Below are 16,572 nucleotides of genomic sequence, written 5' to 3'. Positions count from 1 at the left end.
CTAGGGTATCCTGTTGAGCCGGTTTTTATAGATGTAGTTGGCCCCCTGGTACCAGGCGAGGGCTTCCTGCAGGAGCCGTTCATCCATGGGGAGCGGCTCGATGGCACCGCTCCGGCGGTCGAAGCGGGCGAGGCTCACCCCCTTCTGGGGGCTCAGGATGAGGAGCCGGTCACCCTCGATGTAGCCCAGCTTCTGGTAGGTGGAGATGAAGGCACGCTCCGGACGGTTGTCTGCCTTGAGTATGTCGTGGCCCAGGAAATCGGTGGTGTAGCTCATGTTCAGGAGCCCGAGCACGGTGGGGGCCACGTCGATCTGGGCCATCATCCGGTCGACCCGTCCCGGCTTGACGTGGTGGGGGGCGTAGACCAGGAGCGGGATCTCGTACTTTTTCACCGGCAGATCGGTCTTGCCGGCGCTGCTGGCGCAGTGGTCGGCCACGAAGACGAATACCGTATCCTTGAACCAGGGTTCCTTGCGCGCCTCTGCGAGGAACCTGCCGATGGCATGGTCGGCGTACTTTACCCCCCCGTCGCGGCCGGTTTTGGGGGGGATGTCGATCGTTCCCGCCGGGTAGGTGAAGGGACGGTGGTTGGAGGTGGTCATCACCATGCTGAAGAACGGCCTGCCCGCGGCAAAGGATGCGCGCGATTCCCGGATGGTCTTGCGGAAGAGGTCCTCGTCGCAGACTCCCCAGATGTTGGCGAAGGTGATTTCGTCCTGGGCAAAGCTGTTCCGGTCCACGATATCGAAGCCGTTGGCGGAAAAGAAGGCGTTCATGTTGTCGAAGTAGCCGTAACCGGCATAGATGTAGCGGGTGTCGTACCCCTTTTCCTTCATGATCTCGCCCCAGGAGCGGAATCCACCGTTGTCGGGGCGCTTCACGATGGAGGTCCCGGGGAGCGGCGGGATCGAAAGCGTGAGGGCTTCGAGCCCCCGGATAGTCCTCGTGCCGCTGGCGTAGAGGTGGGAGAAGACGAGGGCTTCCCGGGCCAGGCGGTCGATGTTCGGCGACAGCCCCCGCGTGTCGCCCCAGGCTCCCAGGAATTCGGCGCTCAGGCTTTCTTCCACCACCACGATGACGTTGAGCCGTTTCTCTCTCCCCTCGCCGGTGATCTGGCGGGTCATGCGCGGGGGGGATGCGATGAAGTGGTTGTTCCGCTCCTTCACCATGTCCCGGAGGCGGGCCATGACCCGCCGGTCGTCGCGGGTGGCGTAGAAGCGCGTGAAGTCCAGCTCGTTGTTGCGGAAGGCGGCGAACAGGCCGTAGAGACCGTTGCCCGCCAGTTCGTTGGCATAGCTGTTGGCGGAGATGGCAGTCGCGGAGATGTTCACAAAGAGAAGGGCTGCCAGGGGAAGGGCCAGGAGCGCTGCGCCGAGGCGACGCCTGCGCCCCGAAAAGGTGGTGGCTGCTGCACGGTCGATGACGCCCTGCAGCAGCCGGGTGAGGATCAGGGCCACGGCCAGGATCGCGCCGACGATCGGAACGAGGGGGTATGATTCGCGGATGTTGCCGATCACCTCGCCGGTGTAGATCAGGTAGTCCACGGCAATGAAGTTGAAGCGGGTGGCGAATTCCTCGAAGAAGAAGTATTCGGCCACGGCGCCGAAGATGAGGGCGGCGATGATGACCAAGAACGCCGCCCGGACCAGCCAGGCGTGCTTCCTGTGTTCCACGAGCCGTCGTGGTGCGAGGATCAGGTAGAGGGCCGCCGGGATGAGAAGATAGGCAAGGGAGGCAACGTCGAACAGGAGCCCCGCCGCATAGGCCTGTGCCACCAGGGGGACCGTGAGCCCCGACCCCTTCGGGACCATGGCGAGGAGCACGGTTCGGGTCACGGTGGCGATGGCCAGGTAGATGAGCGAAAAGAGAGAGATGATGCCAAGGTTACGGCGCAGGGTCATGGCGGCTCCGCATGAAGGGGATCATACTTCAGCAAGCCATCATACCTGCGGGAACCTGACCGGATCATGACGGGGACATGACAATTTTGTCATCTTGGTGTAACTGGCGTGTAGCGAGGCGGGAGCCTTCTGTGGGGATTGGAATGAAAGGCTGTTGGTCAGGCTGGGGGGAAGCGGAGCGTCACGGCGGTTCCCCGCCCCGGCGCGCTGTCGATGATCACGCTTCCCCGGTGGAGCTCCATGATCGAACGGACGATGGCGAGGCCGAGCCCGGTTCCCTGGGCATTGAGGGTGCGGGCCTCGCTGCTGCGGTAGAACCGGTCGAAGACCCGGGGAAGGTCGCCCGGTGCGATGCCGATGCCCGTGTCGGCGACGGTGAGGAGTGTGCCGCCGTCTTCGGCCCGGTCGATGCTGACGGTGATGGCTCCCCCGGCTGGGGTATAGCGGATGGCGTTGGAGAGGAGGTTCCCGACGGCCCGCTGGAACAGGAGCGGATCGGCCGAAATCGTTCCCCCGCCGGTGCACGAAATGGCGATACCCTTTTCCTCGGCCAGGGTGCCGTAGTAGTCCTGAAGCAGTCCCAGCTCATGGCCCGCGTCCAGGGGGACCGGCTCGATCCGCTGCTCGGCCCGGGCCAGGAAGAGGATGTTGTCGATGAGCCGCGAGAGCCGCTCGTACTCCTCAAGGCTCGACTCGATGACCCGGCGGTATTCCTCCGGCGACCGGGCCCGGGAGAGGGCCACTTCCGCCTCGCCCCGCAGGATGTTGAGGGGGGTGCGGATCTCGTGGGCCAGGTTGGCGGAGGAGGATTCAAGCCGCTCGAAGGAGGTTTCGAGCCGGGTGAGCATGGCGTCGAAGGCGGCGGCGAAGCGGGCCAGCTCACGGGGCCATACCCGGGCGTCGATCCGCTCGTTGAGCGTTGTCACGTCAATGCGGCCTGCCGTCTCCGTGAGTTGGACCAGGGGGCGCAGCCCCCGCCGTACCACGACCACGTTGAGTCCTGCCGAGAGAAAGAGTCCGGCCAGAAACACGAAGGCCATCTTCTGCTTGTATCCTTCGAGCATCTCCTCTTCTTCGGTAACGTCCAGCGCCACCTGGACCTGGCGGCTGTCCGGGGCTTGCCGCCCGCCGGTCCAGGCCGCGTTCACCAGGTAGACGCGACCCTCGGGAGTCGTGAACTTCTTCCCCCGGCCGATGGCGTGGGTGTCCCGGGCCGGCGCGGGGAACATGGCGGGCGGGGCAATGCGGTCCATTCCCCGCGTCTCCATTATGACACGCTTCCGGGAGTCGACGATGCGGACCAGGTACCGGCTATCCTCCCGCATGTTCCCTTCCCACTGGACTTCCTGCTCAAGGTGAACCCTGCCGTCGGGATAGCGGGCGATGATCGCCTCGATGACCCGGATCTTGTCGATGATGAAGTCGTTGTCCTCGAACTCCAGGTCGCTTACCAGGGCAAGGAACTGGAACGCGATGGCAAAGAGGAGGACGCCGGTGGTGGCGAGGGTGGAAAGGACGGTGAGGCGCGCGGTCAGGGAGAGGGTTCCCGGGGAGGGGCCGTTACTTCGCTTCAAGTACATAGCCTGCTCCGCGGACGGTGTGGATGAGCTTTCGCTCGAAGGGGTCGTCGACCTTGCGCCGCAGCCGTCGGATCGCCACGTCGACGATGTTGGTGTCGCTGTCGAAATTGATCCCCCACACTTGTTCGGCGATGAGGGTGCGGGAAAGCACCTCGCCCTTGCGGCGCAAGAGCAGTGACAGCAGGAGGAACTCCTTGGCGGTGAGGTCGAGGGGCGCTCCCCCCCGACGGGCCTTGTGCCCCACGAGATCCATTTCCAGATCGTCCGCGCGCAGACGTTCCGGCTGGCGGGCCGGCCCCCGCCGGAGGATGGTCCGTGCCCGCGCCAGGAGCTCCGAGAAGGCGAAGGGCTTCACCAGGTAGTCGTCGGCCCCCAGCTCAAGCCCCCGCACCCGGTCGTGCACCGCATCCCGGGCCGACAGGTAGATGACCGGCACCTCGCTCCCCTCTTGCCGCAGCTCTTCCAGCACATCCCAGCCGTTTCGGCCGGGAAGCATGATGTCGAGGATGATCAGGTCATAGTTCTCGGTCCGCGCCAGGTGGAGGCCGTCGTCGCCGGATGGAGCGGTGTCGGCCGTGAAGCCGTTCTCCGCGAACCCTTTCTGGAGGTAGGCGGCTGCCTTCTTTTCGTCTTCGATGATCAGGACGCGCATGGAGATATCGGGGCGCCGGGGTGGCTGGTGGGATGGATTTTTCTGGTGATTTTAGCGCCTGCGCCGGGTTGCCGCAACCATTTTGCTCCATGAGCGGCGTGTTGCGGGATGGTGGCCGGACCGGGTGTCAGGGTAAGGAGCATCTCCATCGGGCGACTGCTCAAGTCCGGCGGCGGAGCCTGGCGCGGAGCCGGTCGAATGATCCGATCGAGGAGAGACCCAGTAGGCTGAAGAGTATCTGGAAGGCTCCCAGGGTGAGAGCTGCCGGCAAGGTGCTCGCCCGGCACGGCATCCCCTCTGCGTGGCAGACGCCGGGCGTCAGCAGATAGCCGTAGAAGAGAAGCCCAGCCAGGGCCAGGCTCAGCCAGAGAGCCCCTTTCGCGGTCCCTGTGTCCGGGGCGAACATGACTGCGCAACTGCACGCCATGGTGAGGGCCCCGATCACGTAGGTCATGGCTGCGGCATCGCTGCACGGCATGAATGCGCCGAGCTTCGGGTCGATGTTCGAGACGTGGATGCAGACGGGGGCAAGAATCCGGGGCAGCAGGAGCAGCAGGACTCCTGATATGAAAAGTGCGGCCGCACTGAGTTGCTTCATGTGAACTCCGGTTAACGTTTGCCCATAGTTACCATTGAGCCCGTTATTTGTCATCAAAAATGTATGCGTCCGATAACGTCCCCAGCCATGCGGCGGTCAATGAAAAAAGGACCCTCCGATTCGGAAGGTCCTTTCTTCCCTGCTGATAGTGAATGGCGGTCAGGCTGACAGATGGAACTGGCCGATCAGGTGCTGCAGCTCTGCCGACAGTTGCGAGAGTTGCCGCGCAGCCGCCGCGGTTTCCTGGGCTCCCCGGGCCGTCTGTTGGACCACGTCGGTGATCTGCTGGATGTTGCCGCTGATCTCCGCCGTGGTCGAGGTCTGCTGCTCGGCTGCGGTTGCTATCTGGTTGACCTGCATGGTCACGCAGCCCACCTGCTCCAGTATCTCCTCAAGGCCCTGCCCGACTGGGATGCCTCGGCCGTTCCGCGCTCCACCTCCCGCACCCCCTGCTCCATGGAGGCGACCGCACCCTTGGTCTCCTGTTGGATCGCCTTGATCATGGTGCTGATTTCCCTGGTCGCGCGGGATGTCCGCTCTGCCAGGGCCCGGACCTCGTCGGCGACCACGGCGAAGCCGCGCCCCTGCTCGCCGGCCCGGGCCGCCTCGATGGCGGCGTTCAGGGCCAGGAGGTTCGTCTGGTCGGCGATATCCTCGATGGTGCCGATGATTTCACCGATCTGATCGCTCCGGGCGCCAAGGCTTTCCACGGTCCGCGCCGTCTCGCGGACCCGCTCGGCAATCCGCTCCATTTCGCCGACGGTATGGCGAATGACCTCCGAACCCTGGACTGCCGTGTCGCTTGCCCGCCGCGACTCCTCTGCGGCAGCGGTGCAGTTCTGGGCGATCTCCGCCGAGGTGGACGCCATTTCCTCGCTGGCCGTGGCCACGGTGCCGGTTTGCGCCGCCACTTCTTCCGCGCCCGTCGCCATCTGCTCGGCATTGGAGGTGAGCTGGGTCGCCGCCGCTGCCACCTGGGATGCATTGTCAGCCACGCCCGCGATGAGCCGGTTGAGGCGATCCGCCATGGTGTTGACGGCATCGGCCAGTTGCCCGGTCTCGTCATTCTGTTCCATATCCAGGCGGTGGGTCAGGTCGCCCTGGGCAATGGCCTGGGCAAATCCGACGACCTTCCTGAGCGGTGCGGTGATCTGGCGGGAGACCATGAGGCCGAGGGCAACGGCGACAACCATGCCGGCCAGGGCGAGAACCGTCATCTGGGCCAGGGCACTCCGTGCGGCGGCGGCATTCAGGTCTTTCCGCTTCTGGGCCCCGGCAATCTTCATGTCAAAGAGTTTCTTGATCGATTCGTCGATCTTTCTTTCAAAGGCCAGCCCCTGGCTCCGCATGAGAGCCAGTGCAGTCTCCCGGTCGCCGTCAAGGGTTGCGGCGATGATCTCTTCCCGCACGGGCGCGTACTCACCGATGGCTTTCCTGAGAGAGTCGAATTCCTGCCGGATATCTTTGCTGAGGATGCTCTTGCCGAAGTCCGCCAGCCCTTCGTCGATCTCTTTGTAGAGCTTGGCGATGGAGTTCGCGTTGGCCTGGGCCCTGGCGGGATTGTCGTCAAGGATCATGCCGCGAATGTTGACCCGGGCCTTCTGGAAGGCGATGGCCACCCCGCCCATGGTGCCGAGGGGCTCGGTAACCAGGTCGTACATCTCGGTGCCGGCAGTTTCCATGATGCGGATTTTTATGGTGCCGATGAGGCCGACCAGGCCCGCAATGAGGGCCACAAGTACGAAACCCGCCACCAGTTTTGTACTCAGATGCAAGTTCCTGATAACGCGCATCACTCATCTCTCCTTTCGGTTCTACCCGCAACAACGTGCTTCGCGCCTGTCGGCTCCTGTGCCGAGAACGCACATTGCATGTGGTTATCTAGTTGTTGAGTATCGGTGTATAACCGAAGAACTTTAAGGAAAATTGAGGGCGACGGGAAAGTGGCAGTCTTATCGGGATGGTTGGCGAGGGGGCAGGGACGCGGGGCAGGGGATGCCATGGGCTGCAAAGAGTGTCTCGATGAAGGCGTGGATCGCGGGGGAGCACTCCATGTGCGGGCTGAACACGAGGGTACGGGGACGGAGCGGGTTGAATCCGGCGATCCGGTGCGCGCGCAGCGTGCCGGTGTGAAGCTCGGCCTGAACGATGCTTGCCGAGACAAAGGCGATGCCGTTGCCGGCCCGCACTTGGCTGAGGATGAACGGACAGTCGTCAAAGTATACGGTGTTGACGAACTCGTTGCCGTCGCGCCCGATTGAGCGCATGTTCCAGTTGAGGAACCGTTTGGCGCAGCCGGTCTCGTTCTTGAGATAGAGCCGCTCTCCCAGGAGCCGGTCGATGTCCGGCTCGGGCGTGTCGATGCCGCGTGCCGGGGCGCTGATGAAGACCATCTCGTCGGCGGGGAGGGGGTGGGTTCGGTAACCGTTCAGGTCCAGGTCGTCACAGTGCTCGATGAGGGCAAGGTCGAACCTGCCGCTCCTGATCCCGTCAAGGGCCTCCTCGGGCATGGCGAAAACGAACTTGAGGTCTGCTTCCTCTCCCTTGCCGGCGAGGAAGGAGTTGAGGATCGTCGGCAGGCTGCTGATGCCGAAGGACGGGGTGCAGCAGAAGGAGATTTTCTGTTTCGATTCCTTGACACCGAGGCTGTCGAGAATTTGGCGTTCGATGTCGAGGATCGACATGGCCTTTTCGATGAGCATCTTTCCGGCCGGCGTGGGTTTGAGCGAAGTCCCGGTACGCTCCAGAAGGGGATGGCCGTAGTGTTCTTCGAGCAGTTTGATGCGCCGCGAAACCGCGGACTGAGTGACGCAAAGCAGCACTGCAGCCTTGGAGATGCTTCCGATGGATGCAACCTTTACGAATGTCTTGAGCAGGGTCAAATCCATTGTATTTCCATTGGTTGCAGTCGTTATGCGCGTTGCGCATGGTAGTTATGAAAATGATTCACTTCAAGTTATGACAAAAAGGACGATATAGTTCAAGATGAAAAAACGCAAGCAGTGATAGGCGTTTAGTTTGTGCGGCATTGTCTTGTGTTTAATCCCGTGGCATTTTTGTTGCAATGAGTGACGGAATCAGTCGGTACATTGCCCCGCACCGCGTGCGGGTGGGGCGCCGCCCCCTTCGGGAGGAGAGGCAATAACCAGTTAAAGGAGGTAGTATGGCGAAGCAGGCATGGAGAAGGGGACGCAGCGTGCTGGCCGGCATGCTCGGCGTTGTCGCGCTGACGCTGCTGACGTTGTGGGGCTGTGGGGGGGGGAGGTTTTGACCAGCCGGCCACGTCTGCCGCCACGACGCAGACGGCTAACGCGCTGATCGATGCCGGGACTCTCAAGTCATGGGTTGACGCTGGGTTGGTGAACAAAGCACCGGGGAGTTATGACCGTGTCGTGATCCTTGATGTGTCGGCCAACGCTGGCGACGGTTCGAATGCGTACAACACGGTCGGGCATATTCCCGGCGCACAGTTGATCTCAGCCGGTTCAGGTGCATTCCAGGACAATACACGTGCTGAGGGCCCGTTGAGCATTACCGGCAGCATGGTCTGCACCGGGGCCGCCATCGACACCCTGATACAGAACGCTGGCATTGATAAAAATACGACAATCGTCCTGACCAGCAACGCCGCCAGCGCCACTGGCGCAATCAATGCCGCCAGGGCCTATACGACGCTCCGTTACTGGGGGTTCCCCAAAAATCGCCTCAAGGTTCTTGATGGCGGGAATAAGGGGTGGACTGATGCCGGTTACATCTTGACGTCGGTTGTGCCGAGCGTACAGAAGTCGACCTATGGCGTTGCCCAGAACGGGACTACTAACGTGAACACCGATATGCGGGTGTCGCTCGGCGAGATGATTGCGTATGTCAAGGGTATCAGGGACGGCAATGCGGACAAGGTTACCATCATCGACACTGTCCGCGGATCAACTACGACTGTCAATGCCACGGTTTCGGGTCCCACGTCAGACCTGCTTGATGGTACAAAATTCACCCCGTTTGATGGTGCCATTAAAGGCTCTTACAGCTATCACGCCACCAGAATGCTGACAAGCGGCATGTACTTCAAAGACGCTGCCGCGATCAGAGCGGATCTCGTGGCGGCATTCGGCACGGATGGTGCGACTCCCCTCGGCGAGACAAATCTCGATGCCACGAAAACTTTCATCTCCCTCTGCCGGGCAGGGAACTATGCATCCATAGGTTATTTCGTCCTTGACGGAATCGTCTATTATAATTCAAACGTTGATGTCAAATGGTATGACGGCTCCCTGGGCCAATGGAACCTGATGGCTGCAGCGGACGCGTCAAATCCGACCCGTGGCGGCAAGCTGGCGGTGGGGTCCATCTGGGATACCACCCTGCTTACGGATAACCTGACGTGGAACGTTGATGCTCCCCGGAGCAAGGTGATCGTTGATTATGCATCCCGCGTCTACGGCGTGGAGCCGAGCTATGCCAACGGCAACCAGATTGAAGATGCCGACAGGGCCTACCGCAGCACCGTCAGCGGCTCGACCGGTGGCGGTTCTTCGTCCGGCGGCGGAGGCTGCTAGCAGCGAGCGACGTTCTTGACCCCCGCCCGCCGGGGCGGGGGACCTCTTAATCAAAAAGGAGCGAATGCATGATGAATATGCGCAAGATATCGACCATCTCCGGCGTCGCCCTCGGTACGGCCCTGCTGGCCGGCACGGCGTTTGCCGGCCCCCGCATTACCTTCGGCCCCGAGGACCAGGGCGCCCTCCAGATCGACTACAAGGGCCAGTTCCAGATGACGGTCCGCGACAACGGCTCCGGCGCCAACGGCGACGACACCACCACCAACTTCAACTTCCGCCGCAACCGTCTCGCCTTCATGGGCAAGTACGGTGACATGCTGAGCCTCTATGTCCAGACCGAATTCACCGAGGACCCCAACGTGAGCACTCTCGGCGTCGGCGACAACAGCGCCGACACGCAGTTCCAGCTTCTCGACGCCGTTATGCGCTTCAAGTTCCACGACAGCTTCCGGGTGAACGTGGGCAAGTTCAAGCATAACCTGACCCGCGAGAACCTGGAGGCGTGCGAAATGCCGCTCACCCTGGACCGCTCCCTCTTCATCCGCGCTCCCTATGTTTCGACCCGCGACGTGGGTGTGGCGGTCTGGGGCAACCTGTTCGACGATATCTTCCAGTATCGCCTCGACGTGATGGAAGGCCGCAAGGCCGGCGACCGGGATGCCAACGGGTATTCCTCTCCTGATTCGAACTTCCGCTACACGGCCCGGGCCCACGTGACCCTGCTCGACCCCGAGAAGGATTACGGCTACAAGGGTACCTACATGGGCGATAAGCAGGTGCTGACCGTGGGCGCCGCGGTTCAGTACGAGCCGAACGTCGCTTACGGCAATGCCGCCACCCAGAGCGACTCCAAGGATTACACCGCCTGGACCGTGGACGGTTATTTCGAGTATCCGGTCGAAGGCTTCGGCACGCTCACCGCATCCGCGGCTTATGCCGACTTCAGCATCGATGACGCCTATACCGTGTCCACCAACGTGGACTCCGGCGCCATCGGCCTCAACGGCGAGAAAAGAGGCTGGTACGCCAAGGCCGGTTACATGTTCCCCACCATCCCGCTCCAGATCTTCGGGCGCTACGAGCGGTGGAGCTTCGCCAACCTCAACAATGTGGTGGACCAGGATATCAACTGGTACGGCGCCGGCGCCAACTACTACATCTGGGGCCAGAACCTGAAGCTCACGGCCGAGGTCAGCAAGACCGACTTCGACAAGGAAGGAACATTCAGCGGAGTCAAGAGCGAGGACTTTACCACGTTCATCACCCAGCTCCAGCTCCTCTTCTAGGGCTGAGCGCAGCACAACCACACGCAGGAGGTAAGAACAATGAAGAAGATCATGATGTCGGTCGCAGCGGCTCTCGTAGCTCTTTCCATGGCGGCGTTCGCTTTTGCCGCCGGCTCCTTCTCGGGCAAGGTCGTCAAGGTTGATGGCGAAAAAGTTACCGTCAAGGCCGAGAAGGTCCCCGCCTGGGTCAAGAAGGGTGCCCACGTTCAGGCCAGCGGTGGCATGCCGACCGTTGTGGAGGTGAAGGGCGACGAAGTTGTCCTCAAATTCGGCAAGGCCAAGGCCGCCAAGATCAAGACAGACTCCTCCATGACCATCTCCGAATCCGCCGGCGACGCCCTCCAGGGCTGCTAGCCGGTTGTCATGGCCACCTCCCCGCCCTGGGGCGGGGAGGTTTCTTTTTATGGACTAAAATTCATTTATTGCAATACAGCTATTTATGTATGGCACAAAAAAGGAGTAGACCATGAAGCACAAAACCGCATGGCTGACCCTTGCTGCCGCAGCGCTTGCGTTCTGTGCCGCCGCACCGGTCTTTGCCGAAAAGGCGGGCATCGGCTGGCAGGAGACGATCGCTGCCAAGAGCGGCAAGGCGAAGACCATGGCCGAGCTGGCAAAGATGTACGATTCCAGTTCCTGCATCGAGTGTCACCAGGAAGTCCACGATGAGTGGGAGCAGTCGATCCATGCCCGCTCCATCTTCGGTACCGGCCGGACCGCCGCCACCTTCATGACCGCCGTGGTCAACGGTCTCATGGAGTGGGACTATTCCGGGGTGAAAAGTCCGTCTGACGTGAAGGTCGAGCACCTGATGGGGTGCGCCAAGTGCCACCTTCCCCAGTTGGCCGATGCCGAGGATTCGGTTGCCAAGGAGATCATCGCAACCATCGGCAACTGGCAGGATGCGCTGAAGAAAAAGGATGCGGCAAAGGCCACTGCCGAGGCCGACAAGCTCAAGAGCCTCAACATCAACTGCCTCGTCTGCCATAACCGCAACGCCATCACCCACAAGTGGACCGACGGCTATCCCCGGGCAGGGGTCGTCTATGGCTCCAAGGACGGGGAGCACCCCTCCGCGGCATTCCCCGCGATGAAGGTCAGCCCCATCATGTCCGAGTCCATCCAGTGCGGCCAGTGCCACGGCCTGGGGCCGAACATGGAGTTGGACAACCCGACCCAGTGCTGCACCAGCTATGCGAGCTACCTCTGGGCCTACAGGGCCGAGGGCGGACGGGAAAGCTGCCAGGAATGCCACATGAAGAAGAGCAAGCTCGGCCACAACATGCAGAGCTACCGCGACCCGGGCATGGCCAAGGCCGCGGTTGAGTTCAAGGCCGAAGCCTATGGCTACCACTGGCGGGACGGGGCACTGGTGACGCCCAAGGCGGTGGTGAAGGTCGAGATGACCAACCACGCGGGTCACTCGATCCCCGACGGCTGACCGACCCCCAACCGACTGGTTCTGTCGGTCATAGCAAAGACAAAAGATGGCGAGGAAGTGTTCAATCAGGAGAAGATCTACATGCCGGTGCCCCAGCAACTGGCCCGGGGTGACCGGATGGGGCGCGGCCCCTACGAGAAGAGCGGCATGATCGAGGACACGGGTCTGCCGCCGGGCAAGAAGATCCACGAGCGGTTCGATATCCTCTTCCCCACCGAGGACGTGGTGGAGGACGGGAAGAAGGTCCGCAAGACCCTGGCCCACGACCTGGATGTGGAGGTGAAGCTCTGGTATCTCCCCTTCGGCTCAATGAATTCCGATCCGTTCCTCTGGCATGAGTTCACCCAGAAGGTGAGCATCAGCGCCAAGGGCAAGTAGCACCCACGCAGCACCTCCTTCATGTGATGGCCGGCAGCCGTACCGCTGCCGGCCTTTTTTGCAGGGACCTTTGCCCGTTTTCTGTGGTACCATTGCCCCCGTGCGTTATCGAGCGAACCATGCCATGAGCAGGATTTCCCGCACCGTTCCCGTGCTGGCTGTCGCCGTTATGTCCCTTTTCGCTGCCGGATGCGGCAGCAGCGGGGGGGAGAACGCGTCGTGCCTCTCCTGCCACGGGAAGATCGAGCACGCCTCACCGGCCCACCCCTCCTGTGTCGCCTGCCACGGCGGCGAAGGCCGGGCCCGGAGCAGGGAGGACGCGCACCGGACCATGTTCGCCCCGCGGAACCCCTCGGATCCTGCCGTGTGGGAGAAGAGCTGTGGCGCCTGCCACCCCTATCAACTGGGCCGGGTCCGTTCGGGGCTCATGTATACCAACACGGGAATCATCAGGAATATTCAGCTTACCTGGGAGGGTGAGGACGGCCGGCGCTACGGAGCGCGGCAGGACGACCTCTACGACGCAGAGGGGAAGCGGGTGAGGGTCAGCGGCGTGGCCGAGCTGGACAACCTCTCGGGGGAGCTCTACCGCAAGTTCTGCTCCCTCTGCCATGTGGGGACCGAAAACCGCTATGCCTGGGGCGTGGGACACGGCTCCGGCTGCGCGGCCTGCCACTTTCCCCGCAATGCCGATTCCGCCTACAAGGGCAGCGACCTGACCATGCGACTGCGTGGGCCCGCCGCGTCCAGCCACCGGATGGAAGGGCTCCCCGGCAACGACGCCTGTTTCCGCTGCCATAACCGCAGCGGCCGCATCGCCCTCTCCTTCCTGGGGTTGAACGACGGCAACAACGGCCTCGTGCCGACCAGGGGAGGCTTTCCGGGCCCCCAGCTCACCAGCGGCAACCGGAACGTGACGAGCATCCCTCCCGACATCCACCACGCCCGGGGGATGGAGTGCATCGACTGCCACACATCCCGCGACATCATGGGTGACGGCTATGCCTACGAAAACCTCTACCACCAGGTGGAGATCCGCTGCGAGGATTGCCACGGCAGCGCAACCTCGCCCCCCCGCTGGCGGGAGATCGCGCGGGAGAACGAGGAGCCGGTGCGGGAGTCGGCCCGCTACCCCATGCAGATGCGGCCGGGCATGCGCATGATCGTCACCGCCAAGGGGCGCCCCTACTCCAACGTCTTCGTGAAGGATGGCAGGGTGGCGGTGCTCGGCAAGCGGAGCGGCAGGGTATTCACCAGCAAGGTCATTACCGGCTCACCGGCCCACACCGTGGTCGGCCACGGCCGGCTCGAATGCACCGCCTGCCATTCCCGGGCGGTTCCCCAGTGCTACGGCTGCCATACGAAATACGACAAGGGACGCACCGGCACCGACTTCATCTCGGGACTGGACACCCCCGGGCTCTTCACCGAAACCGAGGATTACCGGACCCTCTATCCCTTCCCCCTGGCCCTGAACCAGCGGGGGGGCATTGCGCCGGTCACTCCCGGCTGCCAGACCTTCGTCACCGTGGTGGAGGCGGACGGCACCCTGTCCCGGGAGGCTACGTCTCTACCTTCAAGGGGAAAAGGCAGCTCCGGTTCGCGCCGTTCTACTCCCACAACACCGGCGAACGGGCCATCGGCTGCGGCGAATGCCACGCCAACCCCGCCTTCCTCGGCTTTGGCCAGCATGTGACGGGAAAAGGACGGATCGACGGGACATTACGCTGCACCAAGAACGAAGAGAAGCCCCTGGACGGGTTCCAGACCATGGAGGGTGGCCTGGTACGGGCCTTCTCCGCCATTACCCGCGAGAACTCCCGCCCCCTGAACGACACGGAGGCCAAACGGGTCTGGCGGGCAAACCTCTGTATCGTCTGCCACACCCGGGCCGACGATCCCATCTACCGCAAGGAGCTCGACTATCGTGCGCTGGATGATGCTCTGCATCGCCGCCTGCTTGCTGGCAGCGCCGGTCGCGTCGTGGCCCGCTGACGCCGCCACGGGCGAAAACTGCCGCGTCTGCCATCGGGATGTCCTTACCGGCCCCCATGCAGGCATCGGCTGTTCCCCCTGTCACGGCGACGACCGGGCCACGGTGCGCAACCCGGCCCTCGTGGCCGACCGCGCCGCCCGGTGCGTGGCTTGCCACCGTGGATACGACCGTCTCTTCGACCACCCCATGACCACCCGGAGCGCGGAACGGCGCTTCGTGGCCGATACCCTGGGGCGAGCCGATGGTGCATTCTTCCGCAATCAGTGCGGCGGCTGCCACGTGACGGGCTGCCTCGACTGCCATCCCGGCGGCGGCCATGCCCTGACCCGGCCCCGGGACAGCCAGTGTCTCTCCTGCCACCGGGGCTACTTCGTGGGCACCGACTACCACGGCCGGGCGCCCCGGGAGGATGCCCTGCGCTACCAGCGGGGCGAGCTGGCCAATGGCGAGACCTTCCTCCCCATGCTGCCCGACGTCCATGCCGAGGCGGGGATGGGGTGCGCCGACTGCCACTCCATGGCGAGCCTGGTCGCGGGCAAGCGGACCGCAAAGGGGTGCATCGACTGTCACACACCGGACCCGCGCGTGGTCGAACACCGCATCGCCGCCCACCGGGACCGGCTCGAATGCGTTGCCTGCCATGCCGCGTGGGCACCCCAGGAGTACGGTACCTTCTGGCTGCGCTTCACCAACAGCCCCCGGCTCCAGTCCCGCTTCCAGGTGGTCACCCGCCAGGACGACTGGGTGAAGAGCGCCTATCTCAAGCGACAGGACGCCCCCCCCCTCGCGCTCAACGAAGCGGGGCGGGTGAGCCCGGCTCGGCCCCAGTTCATCCTTTACCATTCGGATTTCCGCAACGAACGGGTAGTGGGGCAGGAGAACCGGCTCCTGGCCGCCCGCTGGAAGACCTTTGCCCCCCACACCATCCGGCGCGAAACGGTCATGTGCGACGGCTGTCACGACAACCCGCGGCGCTTTCTGCTGGAACCGCCCCACGAGCGGATCTACCGGACCCGGGCCGACGGTCTTTCCCTCGATTCCTTCTGGGACCGCACCGGCCAGCGGATGGCCAACGGTACGTTCATGGAGCCGGAGCGGGTGCGGCGCATGGGGGTGCGGACCCCCGAATACACGAAAGGGTATCTGGAACGATGGCGGGATTTGACCGGGGACGCCGGCGGTTCATCGCGGCGTTAGCCGCATTCACGGCCTCGCTGGCGGCGGCGTGGCGCTTTCTCGTTCCCGCGGCGCGGGGCGGGGGGGAGCGATTCACCGTTGCCAAGGCATCGATCCCCCCACGGGGCGCCCTTGTGTTCAAGGAACGGCACCTGGCGGTCATGAGGGATGGGGATACCCTCTATGCCCTTGACCTCACCTGCACCCATCTGGGCTGCACGGTGACCGTCACACCGTCGGAGATCGTCTGCCCCTGTCACGGCAGCCGCTTCGACCTGAAGGGAAACGTTGTCAAAGGTCCCGCCGACCGTCCCCTGGCCCGCCATCGGGTGGAGGACCGGGGCGAGCGGGTGGAGATTGTCGTCGGATGATCAAGGAATTCGCCAAACATCTCTTCCCCCGGGTGGTTCTGCGGGAGAACCTGCGGTTCAGCTACACCTTCTGCCTGGGCGGGCTCGCCTTTACGGCATTCTTCGCCCTGATCGTGTCCGGGGTACTACTGCTGTTCTACTACCAGCCGACCCCGGACCGGGCCTTTGATTCGATTTTGTTCCTGGAGTCGAGGGTGGTGGGGGGAAAGTACCTGCGGGCGCTTCACCGGCTTGCCTCCACGGGTTCCTTTGCCTGATGTTCCTCCACATCCTGCGGGTCGTGCTCACCGGTGCCTTCCGGCCGCCCCGCGAACTGACCTGGGTGGTGGGGGTGGGTCTCCTGGGACTGTCGGTGTTCGAGGCATACACCGGCTATCTGCTCCCCATGGACCAACTGGCCTTCTGGGCCACCCGTACCGGCATGGAGTTGCTGGCCACCTTTCCGGGCGGCGGCTGGCTCCGGGCCGTCCTCGTCCCCGACGGGGTGGGTGAGTCCCTGTCGCTCCTGCGCTTCTACGCCCTGCACGTGGTCATCGTTCCGTTGGGCATCATGGGGCTGTCGTTTCTCCATTTCTACCGGGTACGCAAGACCAAGGGGCTGCTTCCCTATCTGTGAGAGGAGCGGATGCCGTG

Annotated in this window: 11 protein-coding genes and 4 pseudogenes; 9 read left to right on the top strand and 6 right to left on the bottom strand. The window is 63.3% G+C overall.

The window, feature by feature from the left end:
• From A2G06_13900 to A2G06_13875, 6 genes and pseudogenes are all read right to left on the bottom strand, one after another.
• On the bottom strand, positions 1 to 1,902 hold the full coding sequence (locus tag A2G06_13900) for a sulfatase (protein ID ANA41167.1): 1,902 nt from the start codon (positions 1,900 to 1,902) through the stop codon (positions 1 to 3).
• Positions 1,903 to 2,060: 158 nt separating this feature from the next.
• A complete protein-coding gene (locus A2G06_13895; GenBank protein ID ANA41166.1) occupies positions 2,061 to 3,482 on the bottom strand; it encodes a two-component sensor histidine kinase in 1,422 nt (473 codons plus the stop codon).
• On the bottom strand, positions 3,463 to 4,134 hold the full coding sequence (locus A2G06_13890; protein ANA41694.1) for a DNA-binding response regulator: 672 nt from the start codon (positions 4,132 to 4,134) through the stop codon (positions 3,463 to 3,465). Before A2G06_13890 ends, A2G06_13895 begins: the two co-directional genes overlap by 20 nt.
• A 160-nt stretch (positions 4,135 to 4,294) precedes the next feature.
• Entirely contained in the window at positions 4,295 to 4,732 is a 438-nt protein-coding gene (locus A2G06_13885; GenBank protein ANA41165.1) for a hypothetical protein, read from the bottom strand.
• A 159-nt stretch (positions 4,733 to 4,891) separates the two neighbouring features.
• Positions 4,892 to 6,525 (bottom strand): annotated as a pseudogene (locus A2G06_13880) (chemotaxis protein).
• Between the two features lie 159 nt (positions 6,526 to 6,684).
• Positions 6,685 to 7,620: a LysR family transcriptional regulator gene (locus A2G06_13875; protein ANA41164.1), complete on the bottom strand. Its 936-nt coding sequence runs from the start codon at positions 7,618 to 7,620 to the stop codon at positions 6,685 to 6,687.
• Between the two features lie 275 nt (positions 7,621 to 7,895).
• On the opposite strand from A2G06_13875, the pseudogene A2G06_13870 reads away from it, so the two are divergent.
• From A2G06_13870 to A2G06_13830, 9 genes and pseudogenes are all read left to right on the top strand, one after another.
• Positions 7,896 to 9,288, top strand: a pseudogene (locus A2G06_13870) (hypothetical protein).
• A gap of 68 nt (positions 9,289 to 9,356) precedes the next feature.
• On the top strand, positions 9,357 to 10,577 hold the full coding sequence (locus tag A2G06_13865) for a porin (GenBank protein ANA41163.1): 1,221 nt from the start codon (positions 9,357 to 9,359) through the stop codon (positions 10,575 to 10,577).
• 39 nt (positions 10,578 to 10,616) lie between these two features.
• Positions 10,617 to 10,931, top strand: coding sequence for a hypothetical protein (locus A2G06_13860; protein ID ANA41162.1), 315 nt, complete (start codon positions 10,617 to 10,619; stop codon positions 10,929 to 10,931).
• Between the two features lie 112 nt (positions 10,932 to 11,043).
• A complete protein-coding gene (locus A2G06_13855; GenBank protein ID ANA41161.1) occupies positions 11,044 to 12,018 on the top strand; it encodes a cytochrome C in 975 nt (324 codons plus the stop codon).
• A gap of 81 nt (positions 12,019 to 12,099) precedes the next feature.
• A complete protein-coding gene (locus A2G06_13850; protein ID ANA41693.1) occupies positions 12,100 to 12,396 on the top strand; it encodes a hypothetical protein in 297 nt (98 codons plus the stop codon).
• Positions 12,397 to 12,520: 124 nt separating this feature from the next.
• Positions 12,521 to 14,391 (top strand): annotated as a pseudogene (locus A2G06_13845) (cytochrome C).
• Positions 14,324 to 15,589, top strand: coding sequence for a cytochrome C (locus A2G06_13840; protein ANA41160.1), 1,266 nt, complete (start codon positions 14,324 to 14,326; stop codon positions 15,587 to 15,589). Before A2G06_13845 ends, A2G06_13840 begins: the two are co-directional and overlap by 68 nt.
• Positions 15,544 to 15,939, top strand: coding sequence for a cytochrome B6 (locus tag A2G06_13835; GenBank protein ID ANA41159.1), 396 nt, complete (start codon positions 15,544 to 15,546; stop codon positions 15,937 to 15,939). The genes A2G06_13840 and A2G06_13835 overlap by 46 nt, the downstream gene beginning before the upstream one ends.
• Positions 15,936 to 16,555: pseudogene (locus tag A2G06_13830) on the top strand (cytochrome B6). Before A2G06_13835 ends, A2G06_13830 begins: the two are co-directional and overlap by 4 nt.
• The last annotated feature ends 17 nt before the right edge of the window (positions 16,556 to 16,572 follow it).

It is taken from the genome of Geobacter anodireducens (assembly GCA_001628815.1).
In the GTDB taxonomy this organism is placed as follows: Bacteria; Desulfobacterota; Desulfuromonadia; order Geobacterales; family Geobacteraceae; genus Geobacter; species Geobacter anodireducens.
Note: the sequence above shows the minus strand (reverse complement) of the source record. Positions and strands in the feature narration are given on the sequence as shown.